This is a genomic window from Micromonospora sp. NPDC003241 (assembly GCF_053589795.1).
Window position 1 is genome coordinate 1 of record NZ_JBSFSO010000006.1, and the last position, 14767, is coordinate 14767.

The following is a 14767-nucleotide window of genomic DNA, read 5'->3' on the forward strand; positions in this document are numbered from 1 at the left end:
ACTCTTTCCCCCCCCGACGCTCGTCCGCTCTGATCAAGCCTGACCGCCCGGAGCGGGTGGGCTCCCCCGGAAACCCCACCCGAGCCCCGGAAACCCCCACCCCGACAACGGCGAGATTCAGGCAGCAGGCCAATCCTGAGAAGACGCCAGACGCGGCGAAGCCGCCCCCGGGGGAGCGGCTTCGAGCCAGGAGAGGAATCCGGTGACGGTGGATCGCGCCATGGCGATCTCGACCGGAGCATGTCCGCAGTTACACCGGAGGATGATCCAGTCCGACGGCATGGACATTCGCTCCTGCCCCTCGGGCAGCCGTCGTCGTTCCACGGTCAGGCCCTCGCGGGACAGCACCCGCTTGGGGCGTACGGCGAAGCTCACCAGCCGGTACCAGCGGAGCTCGTCACCGGCGAAACGGCCGAAGCCGGGTGCCCAGCCCCGGCCGTCGAGCATGGTGGAGGTCCGGACGCTGAGTCGGATGATCCCGCCGCTGCGGGTCACCAGCGCCCGCCGGACGAAGAGGACCAGGATCGCGCCGAGGATCACGGCGACGCCGATTCCGATCCCTTCGACGATCTCCATCGGCGGGTCGGCTCAGTTGCCCTGGGAGGCGGAGGCCGGGGTCGCGGTCTCGGCGAGTACGGTCACGCCCCGCTCGTTCACCGAGAGGAAGCCGCCGGCCACCTCGTAGACGACCTGCTCACCGCCGGGCAGCTTGATGCGCACCTGGCCGGAGTCGGCGAGCTGGCCGAGCAGGGGCGCGTGCCCCGGCAGCACACCCAACTCACCCTCGGTCGTGCGGGCCATGACCATCTCGGCCTCGCCCGACCAGACCTTCTCCTCGACGGCCACGAGCTGGACGTTAAGGTGCTGTGCCACGCTGTCTCCTTGCTGAGGCGGCGGATTGGGGAAAGTCTAGTCGCGGCCCTGACCTGTGCTTCATGCGGGTGCCGGGGGCCACGCCCCGATCAGCTCTTGTTGACGAACTTGGGATGTTCGAGGAGGAACGGGTCCAGGAGTTCCCGTTCCAGGGCGACGAAGAAGTCGTCCACCTCGGGCTCGAACCGTTCGCCGAGGTACTTGCCGTTCTGCATGATGCTGCCACCCGGCAGCTTGATCATCTGGATGTTGCCGGGCCGGATGTCCTTGAGCGCGAGACCGAAGTCGATCACGCTGTTTCCCCGGCCGCTGAAGATCAGCGATTCGCCGGCCGCCCGCAGCACCCGGTCCAGCTTCACCGGGTTGGTCACCACGTCGGCGCTGAGCGCCTGACCGGCCATCGCCTTGACGAACTGCTGCTGGTGCCGCTGCCGGCCGTAGTCGCCGTCCGGCACGCCGTTCTCCGGGTAGCGCTGGCGGACGTAGTCCAGCGCCTGCCAACCCTGCAGGTGCTGCTTGCCCTTCGGGTAGATCGCCTGCGGCCCGATGTAGCCCCCACCGCCGGGCCGACCCTCACGGTGCTTGCCGTCCGGCTGGCGGTGCCGGGAACGGACCTCCCGCTCGATGTTCATCGTGACGCCGCCCATCGCGTCGACGATCTTCTGGAAGCCGGAGAAGTTGATGATCGCGCCGGCGTCGAAGCGCTCGATGCCGGTGACTTCCTGCGCGGTGAGGGCGAGCAGCTCGAAGCCGCGTGCCGCATCCGGCTTTCCGTCGGGCACCCGGCTGCCGAAGGACATCGCCGCGTTCAGCTTGGTGGTGCTGCCGTTGAAGTTCGCCTTGGGGAACGCGGGGATCTCGACGTACAGGTCCCGCGGCAGGGAGAAGAGGTACGCCCGGTCCATCTCCTTCGGCACGTGCAGGATCATGATGGCGTCGCTCAGCGGCGGACGGTCGTCCCGGACCGGGTCGATGCCGACCAGCAGGATGTTGAGCGGGCCCTCGATGTCGCTCTTGGCCTCGCCCGCCGCCTGGTCACCGAAGAGGTCGGCCTTGCCGATCGCCCCCTCGTAGCGGGCCATCAGCGCCTCGGCGCCCACCAGCGACGTGCCGCTGACCATCATCAGCACCACCCCGAAGATGGTGCAGAGCTTCGCCCACAGCGGTACGCCCTGCCAGATCGACCTCTTCTTGCCACCACGCGTGCCGCGCGTACCGCCCCTGCCGGCCTTACCCACAAGCATCTCCGTTCGTCGCGCCCCCGGGAGGGTACGGGTGCGCGTAGCCGAAAGGTTTAAGTCGTTCGCCGCTCATCCGCGCCTGAGCTGGACTAGACGGTATCTCGGGCGCGGCGTGATCGCCGAGCACGGGAAACCGGGCAGCGAGCATGGTACGTCCCGTAGATGAACGAAAGACCGTCCCGGCGTGAACCGGGACGGCCTTTCTCCGTTCGAACCGAAGGGTCAGCCCTTCATCAGCTCGGCGGCCTTCTTCTCCAGGTCGTCGAGCCCACCGCACATGAAGAACGCCTGCTCGGGGAAGTGGTCGTACTCGCCCTCGCTGATCTTCCGGAACGCCTCGATGGTCTCCTTGATCGGGACCGTCGAGCCCGGCACACCGGTGAACTGCTCCGCCGCGTAGGTGTTCTGCGACAGGAAGCGCTCGATCCGACGGGCCCGCTGGACCGTGATCTTGTCTTCCTCGGAGAGTTCCTCGATACCGAGGATGGCGATGATGTCCTGCAGGTCCTTGTAGCGCTGGAGGATCCGCTTGACCTCACTGGCCACCTGGAAGTGCTCCTGGCCGACGAACTCCGGGGCGAGGATCCGCGACGAGGACGCCAGCGGGTCCACCGCCGGGTAGATGCCCTTGTCGGAGATGGACCGCTCCAGGTTGGTGGTGGCGTCCAGGTGGGCGAAGGTGGTGGCCGGAGCGGGGTCGGTGTAGTCGTCCGCCGGCACGTAGATCGCCTGCATCGAGGTGATGGCCTGGCCCTTGACGGACGTGATCCGCTCCTGGAGCTCGCCCATCTCGTCGGCCAGGGTCGGCTGGTAACCCACCGCGCTGGGCATCCGGCCCAGCAGGGTGGAGACCTCGGAACCGGCCTGGGTGAAACGGAAGATGTTGTCGATGAAGAGCAGCACCTCCTGCTTCTGCACGTCACGGAAGTACTCCGCCATGGTCAGCGCGGAGAGCGCGACGCGCAGCCGGGTGCCCGGCGGCTCGTCCATCTGACCGAAGACCAGAGCGGTCTTGTCGATGACGCCGGACTCGGTCATCTCGTGGATGAGGTCGTTGCCCTCACGGGTCCGCTCCCCCACACCGGCGAAGACGGAGGTACCACCGAAGTTCCGGGCGACACGGGTGATCATCTCCTGGATGAGCACCGTCTTGCCCACGCCGGCACCGCCGAACAGGCCGATCTTGCCGCCCTTGACGTACGGGGCGAGCAGGTCGATGACCTTGATGCCGGTCTCCAGCATCTCGGTCTTCGGCTCCAGGTCCGCGAAGGCCGGAGCCTTGCGGTGGATGCCCCAGTGGTCGTCGGCGGAGATGGTCTCGCCCTCGGTGAGGTTGAGGCACTCGCCGATCGCGTTGAAGACGTGGCCCTTGACCGCGTCGCCGACCGGCACCCGGATCGGGAAGGCGGTGTCCCGCACCTCGGCGCCCCGGACCAGACCGTCGGTCGGCTGCATCGAGATCGCGCGGACCAGGTTGTCACCCAGGTGCTGGGCGACCTCCAGGGTCAGCGTCTTCTCACCCCCGGAGAGGGACACGTTCACGTGCAGGGCGTTGTAAAGGTCCGGCATGGCGTCGCGCGGGAACTCGGCGTCGACGACCGGGCCGATGACCCGGACCACGCGACCGGTGGCGGTCGTGGTCTCGGCTGGTCCTCCAGCAGTGGAAACAGTCATCACACTTCACTTCCCGACGCGGCCAGCGCGTTGGCGCCGCCGACGATCTCACTGATCTCCTGGGTGATCCCGGCCTGGCGGGCCGAGTTCATCTCACGCGTGTACTTGTCGATCATCTCTTCGGCGTTGTCGGTGGCGCTCTTCATCGCCCGCCGCCGAGCCGCCGACTCGCTGGCCGCCGACTCCAGCAACGCCGCGTAGATCCGCGTGTTGATGTACTTCGGCAGCAACGCGTCGAGCAGTTCCTCCGGGTTCGGCTCGAACTCGTAGTCCGGCAGCAGCCCAGGGGCCGCCTCCGACCGAGGCCGCTCCTCCACCTGCAGCGGACCGATGATCCGGGTCACCGGCGTCTGGGTCATCAGGGACTTGAACTCGGTGAAGACGATGTGCAACTCGTCCACCCCGAGCACCCCGTCCGCACCCGGACCGCCGTCGAGGTCGTCCGCGCCGGCCGAGAACGCCTTCACCAGCGTCTCGCCCACCTCGCGGGCGTCGGCGAACGACGGCTGCTCGGAGAAGCCCGTCCAGCTCGCCTCGATCGGCCGGTTACGGAACCGGTAGAACGACACGCCCTTGCGCCCGACGACGTAGAGCACCGGCTCCTTGCCGTCCTCCTTGAGCCGCGCGACCAGCGACTCCGCCGTCTTGATGGCGTTGGAGCTGTAACCGCCAGCCAGACCCCGGTCGGCGGTCACCAGCAGCACGCCCGCCCGCCGCACCCGCTCGCGCGGGGTCAGCAACGGGTGGTCGACCGACGCGTTGGACGCCAGCGCCGTGAGCACGCCGGTGATGGCCCGGGCGTACGGCAGGGACGCCTCCACCCGGGCCTGGGCCTTGGCGATCCGGCTCGTCGCCACGAGCTCCATCGCCTTGGTGATCTTCTTCATCCCCTTCGCCGAGCGAATGCGTTGACGAAGAACACGTACCTGCGCCGCCATGGCCCGGCCCTAACGCTTCTGGGCCGGCGCTGCGCTGTAGCGGGTGACCGTCTCCTGCTCGGCCTCGCCCTCCAGCGGCGCCGCCGGCGCCTCGTTGATCGTGCGCTCGTCCTCCCGGCCGAGGAAGCCCTGCTTGAACTCCGTGACGGCCGCGTCGAGGGTAGCGATGATCTCGTCGTCCCACTTGTTGTCGGCGATCGCCAGCAGCGTGGCGTTGTGCTTGCGCCGCAGGTGCTCCAGGAACTGGGTCTCGAAGCGCCGCACGTCACCGACGGGGACGTCGTCCAGCTTGCCCTCGGTGCCGGACCAGACCGCGATGACCTGCTCCTGCACCGAGTACGGCGAGTAGTTCGGCTGCTTGAGCAGCTCGACCAGGCGGGCACCACGGTCCAGCTGGGCGCGGGAGGCCTTGTCCAGGTCGGAGGCGAAGGCGGCGAACGCCTCCAGCTCGCGGTACTGGGCCAGGTTCAGCCGCAGCGAACCGGAGACCTTCTTCATCGGCTTCACCTGCGCCGCGCCACCGACCCGGGAGACCGAGGTACCGACGTTGATCGCCGGCCGGACGCCCTGGTTGAACAGGTCGGTCTCCAGGAAGATCTGGCCGTCGGTGATCGAGATGACGTTGGTCGGGATGAAGGCCGAGATGTCGTTGGCCTTCGTCTCGATGATCGGCAGACCGGTCATCGACCCGCCGCCCATCTCGTCGGAGAGCTTCGCGCAGCGCTCCAGCAGACGGGAGTGCAGGTAGAAGACGTCACCCGGGTACGCCTCACGGCCCGGCGGGCGACGCAGCAGCAGCGACACGGCCCGGTACGCCTCGGCCTGCTTGCTCAGGTCGTCGAAGACGATCAGGACGTGCTTGCCGCCGTACATCCAGTGCTGACCGATGGCCGAGCCGGTGTACGGGGAGAGGTACTTGAAGCCGGCCGGGTCGGAGGCCGGGGAGGCGACGATGGTGGTGTACTCCATCGCGCCCGCCTCCTCCAACTGCCCCTTGATGGAGGCGATGGTGGAGGCCTTCTGGCCGATGGCGACGTAGATGCAGCGGACCTGCTTCGTCGGGTCGCCGGAGGCCCAGTTCTCGCGCTGGTTGAGGATGGCGTCCAGGGCGACCGTGGTCTTGCCGGTCTTCCGGTCACCGATGATCAGCTGCCGCTGACCACGACCGATCGGGGTCATCGCGTCGATGGCCTTGATGCCGGTCTGCATCGGCTCGGAGACGGACTGCCGGGCCATCACGTTCGGGGCCTGGAGCTCCAGCTCGCGGTAGCCCTCGTCGGCGATCTCGCCGAGGCCGTCGATCGGGGCGCCGAGCGCGTTGACCACGCGCCCCAGGAAGGCGTCACCGACCGGCACGGAGAGCACCCGGCCGGTGCGCTTGACCCGCTGGCCCTCTTCGAGGCCGGCGTAGTCGCCCAGGACGACGACACCGATCTCGCGGACGTCGAGGTTCAGGGCCACGCCGAGCGTGCCGTCCTCGAACTCGAGCAGCTCGTTGGTCATGGTCGAGGGCAGGCCCTCGACGTGGGCGATACCGTCGCCGGTGTCAGCGACGGTGCCGACCTCCTCACGGGAGACGTCGGGCGAATAGGAGGAGACGTAGCGCTCCAGGGCGCCGCGGATCTCCTCCGTCGAGATGGTCAGCTCGGCCATCCTCTGCTTCCTTAAGTATCAGGGGCCCGGGATACCTAGTACCGACCGGTCCTCGGGTCGACTGTTATTCCGGGCGCTTCGCGGGGTGCTGGTCAGCGCTTCGCGAGCGCGTTGCGGGTCTCGTTGAGGCGACGCAGGATCGTCCCGTCGTACAGGTCCGAACCCACCCGGACGCTCGCTCCGCCGAGGATCGTCGGGTCAACCGTAAGCTTCACCGCGACCGCCCGGCCGTAGATGGCCGAGAGCTGGTTGGTGAGCCGGCTCTCCTCCTCCGCGGTCAGCGGGGCCGCGACGGTCACGTACGCGACCTGCCGGTCACGGCGCTCGGCCGCCAGCTCCACCAGCCGGGACAGCGCGGCGGAGAACGACCGACCGCCGAAGCCGGCCAGTGCCGCCTCCACCAGTCGCACCGTCACCGGGCGTGCCTTGCCCGTCAGGAGCATCCCGATCAGCTCGGCCCGCTGGGCCACCGGTGCCGCCGGGTCGGACAGGGCGTTGGAGAGCCGCCGGTCCGCCGCGACCACCTGGCCGAAGCGGAACAGCTCGTCCTCCACCTCACCGAGGTCGTCGGCGCGGTCGGCGCTGGCGAGCAGCGCCTGCACACCGAGACGCTCGGCACCGTCGAGCAGTTCCGACGGTGCCGACCACCGGCCGGCGACCAGTGCACCGAGCAGGTCGAGCGTGTCCGCGCCGACCTTGCCGGAGAGCACCGAGGTGAGCAGGCCGCTGCGGTCCGCACCCGGACGGGCCGGGTCGGAGAGCGCCCGGCGCAGCCGGACCTCCCGCCGCAGCAGGTCCGCCACGGCGAGCAGCTCGGCACCGGTGGTGGCGAGAGCCGTCGAATCGGCGCCCCGGACGTACTCCTCCAGCCGCTGACTCACGGCGGTGTAGGACTCCCGGCTGGCGGCCTGCATCAGCGGGCCCCCGCGCTCTCGAGGTCGGTGAGGAACCGCTCGACGGTGCCCTTGCGGCGGGCCTCGTCGGCGAGCGACTCGCCCACGATCCGACCGGCCAGGTCGACCGCGAGACCGCCGACCTCCGCGCGCAGCTCGCGCACGATGGTCTCACGCTCCACAGCCAACGAGTCCCGGCCGGCGGCGATGATCCGGTCGGACTCCTCGCGAGCCTTGGCGAGGATGTCGGTGCGGATCGACTCGGCGTCGGCACGGGCGTCGTCCCGGATCCGCGCCGCCTCGGTACGCACCTCGGCGAGCTGGGCCCGGTACTGCTCGAGCAGTTGGTTGGCCTCAGCCTGCGCCGCCTCGGCGCGCTTGAGGCCACCCTCGATCGCTTCGACCCGCGCCTGGTACATCGCCTCGATGCGCGGCATGACGAACTTCAGCAGCACGAAACAGAGCAGGGCGAAGGCGATCGACCCGATGACCAGCTCCTGCCACAGCGGCACGAGCGGGTGGTGCTCCACACCTTCGGCGGCGACAAACATTTCAGACCTCCGGGTCGGGAAGCGGACGGTCAGTTAACGGCGAAGGCGAGCACCAGGCCGAACAGGGCGAGCGCCTCGACCAGGGCGAAGCCCAGGACCAGCCAGGTCCGGTTGTAGCCGGCCGACTCGGGCTGACGGGCGCTGGAGTTGATGTACGCCACGAAGATCAGGGCCACGCCGATCGCGGGGCCGACAGCGGCGAGGCCGTAGCCGATCGTGTTGACGTTACCGCTGATCGCAGCAATAGCACTCATTGCGGGTATTCCTCCTGTTTGACACGTGAGGTTTCACGCGTACCGGTCGTACCTGAAGCTTTGGGCGGGCGCCCCGCGAAAAGGATCAGTGTTCGGTCGCGAGCGCCGACCCCATGTAGTTGGCGCTCAGCGTGACGAAGACGTATGCCTGCAACAGCGCGATCAGCACCTCGAAGAAGGCCATCACGATCGCCATGATGAACGAGAAGATCGAGGTCGCCTGGATGAAGATGTTGTCCGAGGCGAGCAGCACGAAGCCACCGATGGTGAAGACCAGCAGGATCAGGTGACCGGCGAACATGTTGGCGAAGAGACGCACCGCCAGCGTGACCGGCCGGTTGATGAAGGTCTGCAGGAACTCGATCGGGATCAGCAGGATGTGCATCGGCCACGGGATGCCCGGCAGGATCAGGCTCTGCTTGAGGTAGCCGCCCACACCGTGCGTACGCATACCCATGTAGATGTACATCACGTAGGTGATCGCCGCGAGCACGATCGGAAAGGCGATGTGCGAGTTCGGCGAGATCTGCAACCCCGGGATGATGCCGAAGAGGTTGGTCAGCGCGATGTAGCAGAACAGCACCGTGAAATAGGGCGCGAACTTGACGCCCGCGCTGCCCATCTGTTCCTTGGCGATGTTGTCCCGGACCAGGCCGTAGATCGACTCCGCCATCCACTGGCCCTTGGTCGGCACCAGCTTCGGGTTCCGATAGGTGACCATGAAAAAGATGATCAGCAGGCCGACGGCCAGCCAGATCATGAGGGTGAACTTGGTGACGAATGGGCCGGCCACTTCCGGCAGATAGAAGTCCGAGACCCCCGGGGGCCAGGGCAGCCCTTCAGCGGCGACAAGCTCTGCGCTCACCGTGTCATCCTCCGCACTCGACAGACCCGCGCGTGCCGAAACTCAGGCACCGAGCCTCTTCATGATCAGGTAGATCGCTCCGGCTGCGCCGAGCATCATGCCCACGCCGATCCCGATGCCGGTCGGCAGGCCGAGGAGCGTCCCCGCCAACCAGCCGAGGAATCCCCACACCAGGATGCCGGCGAGCAGGTAGCCAAGAACGGCTCCGGCAACGCCTTCCGACGAGTGCTCGTCGGAGCTTCCGCGATGAGGGTTGTCGGCCATGACGAGGCGAACTTTATCAGCCGGGGGTTTCGCGAGTGTGCGGCACCCCCCACACTGCCGAGCAGCGTGCGGGCGATCGATACGGCGCCTCAAGCCGCGCTCAGCTTACTCCTGCAGAGCCCGCCGGGAAGGGGGGCGAAACGCCGGGCGAACACCGGCCGTACGGTCAGTGACCCGACGCCCGGTCGACGGTGGGCAGCGGGGCGCGCCAGGCCCAGGTGGTGTGCGCGACGATCCACACCAGCACGCCCGCGATGATCGCCACCCCCATGTCGGGCAGCCCGGGCCAGCCGGTCCGCGCCACGGCGGCCATCACCATGCCCAGGAACACCATCTTGGTGGCGTAGGTGACCAGCCCGACCGGCATGACCATCTTCGGGCTGACCGCGTCCGCCCAGGCCACCGAGAACCCGGAGACCAGGTAGCTCACCATCACCAGGCCGATCCCGGCGGCCACCCCGGCCGCGCCGGTCGGGCCCCGCAGCAGCGCGGCGATCGGTACGCCGACCACGGCCAGCCCGGCGCAGGCCAGCAGCGGCAGGCGCAGGTGCGGCAGGCGGGACCGGATGGCGCCGGGCTCCCCCGCGCGAGGCTCGGTCATCGGGGGTACGCCGGGAACTCGGCGACCAGCTCGGTCACGTCGGACGCCACCCGGGCCAGTTCGTCGGTGCCGCCCGGCGCCGCCGGGTCGGTGCGTACCGCCCGCGCGATCAGCTCGGCGACCTGGCGCATCTGCGGCTCGCCCATGCCCTGCGTGGTGACGCTCGGGGTGCCCACCCGGATGCCGGAGGCGACCATCGGCTTCTGCGGGTCGTACGGGATGGCGTTCTTGTTCAGCGTGATGGTCGCCGCGTCGCAGCGGGCCTCGGCCTGCGCCCCGGTCACCCCGGTCTCCCGCAGGTCGACCAGGGCCAGGTGGGTGTCGGTGCCGCCGGAGACCGGCCGCATCCCCTCCGCCGCCAGCCCGTCGGCGAGCGCCTGCGCGTTGGCCACCACCTGTGCGGCGTATGTGCGGTACTCCGGCTGCGCCGCCTCGCGCAACGCGACGGCCTTGGCCGCCACCGCGTGCATCAACGGCCCGCCCTGGGTGAACGGGAAGACCGCCTTGTCGATCCGCTCGGCCAGCGACTCGCGACAGAGGATGATCCCGCCGCGCGGACCGCGCAACACCTTGTGCGTGGTCGCGCAGACCACGTCGGCGTACGGGACCGGGGAGGGGATGGCCTGTCCGGCGACCAGTCCGATGAAGTGCGCCGCGTCCACCATCAGGTACGCGCCCACCTCGTCGGCGATCTCCCGGAACCGGGCGAAGTCGATCAGCCTCGGGTACGCCGTCGCACCACAGATGATCATCTTCGGTCGGTGCGTCCGGGCCAGGTCCCGGACCTCGTCGTAGTCGATCAGCTCGGTGTCCCGCCGGACGGTGTAGCCGACGGTGTCGAACCACGTGCCGGAGAAGTTCACCCGGCTGCCGTGGGTCAGGTGCCCGCCGTGCGGCAACTCCATCGCCAGCACCGCGTCACCCGGCTGCACCAGCGCGGCGTACGCGGCCAGGTTGGCGCTCGCGCCCGAGTGCGGCTGGAGGTTGGCGTGCTCGGCGCCGAACAGCTCCCGGGCCCGGGCGATCCCCAGTTCCTCGGCCCGGTCCACCTGGGCGCACCCGCCGTAGTAGCGCCGACCCGGGTAGCCCTCGGCGTACTTGTTCGTCAGCGTCGAGCCGAGCGCGGCCAGCACCGCCGGGGAGGTGAGGTTCTCGCTGGCGATCAGTTGCAGACCGCCCCGCAGCCGGTCCAGCTCGCCGAGCACCACCTCCGCGATCTCGGGGTCGGTGGTGCTGAGCTGCTCGAAGTCGGGCCCCCAGAAGGCGCCCTTACCGGTCTCCACAGCGCCCGAGTCTATTCGGCCGCACACTGGAGGCCGTGAGATGCCTGGTGACCGGTGCGACGGGGTACATCGGCGGGCGGCTGGCGCCCCGCCTGCTGGCCGAGGGGCACACGGTGCGCTGCCTGGCCCGGCGGGCCGGACGGCTGCGGGACGTGCCGTGGGCCGGGCAGGTCGAGATCGCCGAGGGCGACCTGAGTCGGCCGGCGAGCCTGGCCGGGGTCTTCGACGACGTCGACGTCGCGTACTACCTGGTGCACTCGCTCGGGCAGGCCGGTTTCGAGGACGCCGACCGGCACGCCGCCTCGGCCTTCGCGGAGGCGGCACACGCGGCGGGCGTACGCCGGATCGTCTACCTCGGGGGCCCGGAGCCGGCCGCCGGCGACGCCTCCTCGGCGCACCTGCGCTCGCGGACCGAGGTGGGCCGGATCCTGCTGGACAGCGGCGTGCCCACGGTGGTGCTGCGCGCGGCGGTGATCATCGGGTCCGGCTCGGCCTCGTTCGAGATGCTGCGCTACCTGACCGAACGGCTGCCGGTGATGGTCACCCCGCGCTGGGTGTCCAACCGGGTGCAGCCGATCGCCGTCCGGGACGTGCTGCGTTACCTGGTCGGCTGTGTGGCCCTGCCGCCGGAGGTGAACCGGGCCTTCGACATCGCCGGCCCGGACGTGCTCACCTTCGGCGACATGATGCAGCGGTACGCCCGGGTCGCCGGGCTGAGCCGTCGGGTCCTGCTGCCGGTGCGCGCGCTGACGCCCCGGCTCTCCTCGCACTGGGTCGGGTTGGTCACGCCGGTGCCGAACGCGCTCGCCCGTCCGCTGGTGGAGAGCCTGGTGCACGAGGCGGTGGCGCACGAGCACGACATCGCGACGTACCTGCCGGACCCGCCGGAGGGGTTGACCGGCTTCGACCGGGCGGTCGAGCTGGCGCTGGCCAAGGTCCGCGACGCCGAGGTGGAGACCCGGTGGTCGTCAGCGGCGGGCCGGGACGCCCCGGCCGAGCCGCTGCCCAGCGACCCGGACTGGAGCGGCGGCAGCGTCTACACCGACGTACGGGAACAGGCGGTGACGGCGTCACCGGAGGCGCTGTGGCGGGTCATCGAGGGGGTCGGCGGCCAGCACGGCTGGTACTCGTTCCCGCTGGCCTGGTCGGTACGCGGCTGGCTGGACCGGCTGGTGGGCGGCGTCGGGGTCGGCGGCATCCGCACCGGCTGCGGGTGGGCGAGGCGCTGGACTTCTGGCGGGTGGAGGAGATCGTCCCCGGTGAGCTGCTGCGGCTGCGGGCCGAGATGCGGCTGCCCGGCCGGGCCTGGCTGGAGATGCAGGTACGCCACGACGACGACGGACAGGTCCGGTACCGCCAGCGGGCCGTGTTCCTCCCCCGGGGACTGGCCGGGCACGCGTACTGGACGGCGGTGGCGCCGTTCCACGCGGTGGTCTTCGGCGGGATGGCCCGCAACATCGCCGCCGACGCCGAGCGGACCGCCGTCGAGGCGCCACCGGCCGCGCGCTGACCGACGCGGGATCGTTCAGTCGCCGCTGCGGGTGGTGGTGTACCGCCACGCGGTCGTCTCGCTGGGCGGCACGAAGTCGCGGGGCGGCACGTCGCGCAGCGCGAAGGCGAGGATCTCCCCCACTCCCTCCACGAGCCGACCCTGCACCGCCCGACCGACCGCGTCCTGCGGCTCGTCGGGATTGGCCGCCATCGCCGCCGCCGCGAGCTGCGGGGTGAAGGCCACCACGGTCTCCGTCGCGTACCGCTCGGAGCTGCCCGTCTTGCCGGCCACCGGCCGACCGAGCTGACCGCGCAGGGCGGAGGCGGTGCCGCCGTAGCAGCCCTGGTACATCGACTGGTCCCCGACCGGGCAGCGGGCGGCGTCCGCCGCCGCGCGGGCCACGTCGACGTCGAGCACCTGGCGGCAGTCCGGCTGGCCGGTGGTGACCCGACGGCCGGTCCCGTCGACGATCGAGGTGACCGGGGTGGGCGCGCACCACGTCCCCTCGGCCGCCAGCGTGGCGTACGCCCCGGCCAGGTCCAGCGGGGTGGTGGCGGCCACCCCCAGGGTGAACGGCCCCCACTCGCGCGCGCCGTGCCGGGCCAGCCGGACGTCGTCCTCGGCCCGCAGCACGATGCCGAGCCGCTCGGCCATCTCCACCACCCGGTCGGCGCCGACCCGCTCGGTCAGCCAGACGAAGTACGTGTTGACCGACTCGCCGAACGCGGACCACATGTCGTGCTCACCGCGCATCGAGACGTTGGCGTTCGACGGGCACCAGTACCCGCCGCAGCTCGTCTCGCCGCTGATGCGGTAGTCGGTGACGATGCGCGACGGGGCGTCGTAGACGGTCCGCAGCGGCATCCCGGCCTCCAACGCGGCCAGCATGGTGAACAGCTTGAACGTCGAACCGGCCTGGTACCCCACGATCGTGCCGCCACCGGCGACGAGTTGGTTGACCGTGTTCGGGTAGTTCTTCTGCCCGGGCGGGTTGGCCTCGACGCTGTAGTTGCGGTTCACCGACATGGCGAGCACCCGCCCGGTGCCGGGTTCGACGACCGCCGTCGGCATGGCGTACGGCTCGTCCACCGAGTAGACCCGCCGTACCTGCTCGGTCGTGGCCCGCTGCACGCTCGGGTCGAGCGAGGTGACGATGGTGAAACCGCCCCGACGCAGGGTGCGCTGCCGCTCGTCGACCGTGCCGCCGAACGCCTTCTGCTCGTTCCACCAGCGGGTGAACCAGTCGCAGAAGAAGCCCCAGTCGTTGTGCCCCGAGGGCACCGCCGTGCAGTCGTTCGGCGTCTCGCTGGGGCGCAGGCTCAGCGGTTCGGCCCGCGCCGCGTCCGCCGCCTCGGCGGTGACCTGACCGGTGCCGACCAGTTGGTCCAGCACGTACCCCCGGCGGGCGGTGGCCGCGTCCGCGTCGCCGTTGATCGGGTCGTCGGTGTGCGGGGAGCGGACCAGCCCGGCCAGCATCGCCGACTGTGCCAGCGTGAGCTGGTCCGGCGAGGTGGAGAAGTAGCGCTTGCTGGCGGCGGCGACCCCGTACGCCCCGGCACCGAAGTACGCGATGTTGAGGTACCGGGTCAGGATCTGGTCCTTGGTCAGCTCCCGCTCCAGCGCCAGCGCGTACCGCATCTCCTGGATCTTGCGGGCGGTGCTCACCTCGGTGGCCGCCGCCCGTTGCGACTCGGTCAACCGGGGGTCCGTGCTCAACACGTTGCGGACGTACTGCATGGTCAGGGTGGAGGCGCCCTGCCGGGTGCCGCCGGCGCCCTGGTTGGCGGCGAAGGCCCGCGCCACGCCCCGCAGATCGACCCCGCTGTGCTCGTGGAACCGGATGTCCTCGGCGGCGATGATGGCCTGGCGCATCACCGGGGCCACCTCGTCCAGCGGCACGTCCACCCGGTCCTCCTGATAGAAGGAGGTGATCAGGGTGGTGCCGTCCTTGGCGTACAGGTTGGAACGCTGGGCCGTCGGTGGTGTCCGCAGCGTGTTGGGCAGCTCCGTGTACGGCGCGGCCATCGTCGAGAAGCCGATTCCGAACACCAGCGCGGCCGGCAGCGCCGCCACCGCCAGGGCCAGTCCGGCCAACGTGCCGGCCAGCAGGACGGTGAACACTTTCGGCAGGAACGCCCGGGTCATCAGCTCTCCCCGCAGGAGCCGTCAGGACCCTCCCAGAATG

The 14767-nt window shown here is 70.0% G+C and carries 14 protein-coding genes and 1 pseudogene; 1 reads left to right on the forward strand and 14 read right to left on the reverse strand.

Translation table 11 applies throughout. The features are described 5' to 3' along the window. Window positions 1-117: 117 nt before the first annotated feature. From ACWDVW_RS06770 to ACWDVW_RS06830, 13 genes are all read right to left on the reverse strand, one after another. Window positions 118-576 carry a DUF2550 domain-containing protein gene (locus ACWDVW_RS06770; protein WP_350692419.1) on the reverse strand — a complete coding sequence of 153 codons (459 nt, stop codon included), beginning with the start codon at window positions 574-576 and terminating at the stop codon, window positions 118-120. Between the two features lie 12 nt (window positions 577-588). Next, window positions 589-873, reverse strand: a complete 285-nt coding sequence (locus tag ACWDVW_RS06775) for a F0F1 ATP synthase subunit epsilon (RefSeq protein ID WP_350692420.1) — start codon at window positions 871-873, stop codon at window positions 589-591. Window positions 874-962: 89 nt separating this feature from the next. Next, window positions 963-2117: an LCP family protein gene (locus ACWDVW_RS06780; RefSeq protein ID WP_449945608.1), complete on the reverse strand. Its 1155-nt coding sequence runs from the start codon at window positions 2115-2117 to the stop codon at window positions 963-965. Between the two features lie 219 nt (window positions 2118-2336). Continuing rightward, window positions 2337-3788 carry a F0F1 ATP synthase subunit beta gene (gene atpD / locus ACWDVW_RS06785; RefSeq protein ID WP_449945610.1) on the reverse strand — a complete coding sequence of 484 codons (1452 nt, stop codon included), beginning with the start codon at window positions 3786-3788 and terminating at the stop codon, window positions 2337-2339. After that, window positions 3788-4726: a F0F1 ATP synthase subunit gamma gene (locus tag ACWDVW_RS06790; protein WP_131052261.1), complete on the reverse strand. Its 939-nt coding sequence runs from the start codon at window positions 4724-4726 to the stop codon at window positions 3788-3790. The genes atpD and ACWDVW_RS06790 overlap by 1 nt, the downstream gene beginning before the upstream one ends. 9 nt (window positions 4727-4735) lie before the next feature. After that, the gene (gene atpA / locus ACWDVW_RS06795) at window positions 4736-6379 is read right to left on the reverse strand and encodes a F0F1 ATP synthase subunit alpha (RefSeq protein ID WP_449945612.1); all 1644 of its coding nucleotides are present in this window, start codon (window positions 6377-6379) and stop codon (window positions 4736-4738) included. A gap of 92 nt (window positions 6380-6471) precedes the next feature. Next, a complete protein-coding gene (locus ACWDVW_RS06800; RefSeq protein ID WP_449945614.1) occupies window positions 6472-7293 on the reverse strand; it encodes a F0F1 ATP synthase subunit delta in 822 nt (273 codons plus the stop codon). Beyond that, window positions 7293-7823: a F0F1 ATP synthase subunit B gene (locus tag ACWDVW_RS06805; RefSeq protein ID WP_449945616.1), complete on the reverse strand. Its 531-nt coding sequence runs from the start codon at window positions 7821-7823 to the stop codon at window positions 7293-7295. The genes ACWDVW_RS06800 and ACWDVW_RS06805 overlap by 1 nt, the downstream gene beginning before the upstream one ends. Window positions 7824-7852: 29 nt before the next feature. Beyond that, entirely contained in the window at window positions 7853-8077 is a 225-nt protein-coding gene (gene atpE, locus ACWDVW_RS06810) for an ATP synthase F0 subunit C (RefSeq protein WP_357210735.1), read from the reverse strand. 85 nt (window positions 8078-8162) lie between these two features. Further along, a complete protein-coding gene (atpB, locus tag ACWDVW_RS06815) occupies window positions 8163-8942 on the reverse strand; it encodes a F0F1 ATP synthase subunit A (RefSeq protein ID WP_449945618.1) in 780 nt (259 codons plus the stop codon). 42 nt (window positions 8943-8984) lie between these two features. Next, the gene (locus tag ACWDVW_RS06820) at window positions 8985-9206 is read right to left on the reverse strand and encodes a hypothetical protein (protein ID WP_131052266.1); all 222 of its coding nucleotides are present in this window, start codon (window positions 9204-9206) and stop codon (window positions 8985-8987) included. Between the two features lie 166 nt (window positions 9207-9372). Beyond that, a complete protein-coding gene (locus ACWDVW_RS06825; protein ID WP_449945620.1) occupies window positions 9373-9807 on the reverse strand; it encodes a hypothetical protein in 435 nt (144 codons plus the stop codon). After that, window positions 9804-11090, reverse strand: a complete 1287-nt coding sequence (locus tag ACWDVW_RS06830; RefSeq protein ID WP_449945622.1) for a serine hydroxymethyltransferase — start codon at window positions 11088-11090, stop codon at window positions 9804-9806. Before ACWDVW_RS06830 ends, ACWDVW_RS06825 begins: the two co-directional genes overlap by 4 nt. A 47-nt stretch (window positions 11091-11137) precedes the next feature. On the opposite strand from ACWDVW_RS06830, the pseudogene ACWDVW_RS06835 reads away from it, so the two are divergent. Beyond that, window positions 11138-12600, forward strand: a pseudogene (locus ACWDVW_RS06835) (SDR family oxidoreductase). 15 nt (window positions 12601-12615) lie between these two features. On the opposite strand, the gene ACWDVW_RS06840 reads toward ACWDVW_RS06835, so the two are convergent. Further along, window positions 12616-14727 carry a transglycosylase domain-containing protein gene (locus ACWDVW_RS06840; protein ID WP_449945624.1) on the reverse strand — a complete coding sequence of 704 codons (2112 nt, stop codon included), beginning with the start codon at window positions 14725-14727 and terminating at the stop codon, window positions 12616-12618. Between the last annotated feature and the right edge of the window lie 40 nt (window positions 14728-14767).

Bases quoted from the DNA above. Each gene is read 5' to 3' on its own strand.
- ACWDVW_RS06770 (WP_350692419.1), bottom strand. From the start codon at position 576: ATGGAGATCGTCGAAGGGATCGGAATCGGCGTCGCCGTGATCCTCGGC.
- ACWDVW_RS06780 (WP_449945608.1), bottom strand. From the start codon at position 2,117: ATGCTTGTGGGTAAGGCCGGCAGGGGCGGTACGCGCGGCACGCGTGGT.
- atpD (WP_449945610.1), bottom strand. From the start codon at position 3,788: ATGACTGTTTCCACTGCTGGAGGACCAGCCGAGACCACGACCGCCACC.
- ACWDVW_RS06790 (WP_131052261.1), bottom strand. From the start codon at position 4,726: ATGGCGGCGCAGGTACGTGTTCTTCGTCAACGCATTCGCTCGGCGAAG.
- atpA (WP_449945612.1), bottom strand. From the start codon at position 6,379: ATGGCCGAGCTGACCATCTCGACGGAGGAGATCCGCGGCGCCCTGGAG.
- ACWDVW_RS06800 (WP_449945614.1), bottom strand. From the start codon at position 7,293: ATGCAGGCCGCCAGCCGGGAGTCCTACACCGCCGTGAGTCAGCGGCTG.
- ACWDVW_RS06805 (WP_449945616.1), bottom strand. From the start codon at position 7,823: ATGTTTGTCGCCGCCGAAGGTGTGGAGCACCACCCGCTCGTGCCGCTG.
- atpE (WP_357210735.1), bottom strand. From the start codon at position 8,077: ATGAGTGCTATTGCTGCGATCAGCGGTAACGTCAACACGATCGGCTAC.
- ACWDVW_RS06820 (WP_131052266.1), bottom strand. From the start codon at position 9,206: ATGGCCGACAACCCTCATCGCGGAAGCTCCGACGAGCACTCGTCGGAA.
- ACWDVW_RS06825 (WP_449945620.1), bottom strand. From the start codon at position 9,807: ATGACCGAGCCTCGCGCGGGGGAGCCCGGCGCCATCCGGTCCCGCCTG.
- ACWDVW_RS06840 (WP_449945624.1), bottom strand. From the start codon at position 14,727: ATGACCCGGGCGTTCCTGCCGAAAGTGTTCACCGTCCTGCTGGCCGGC.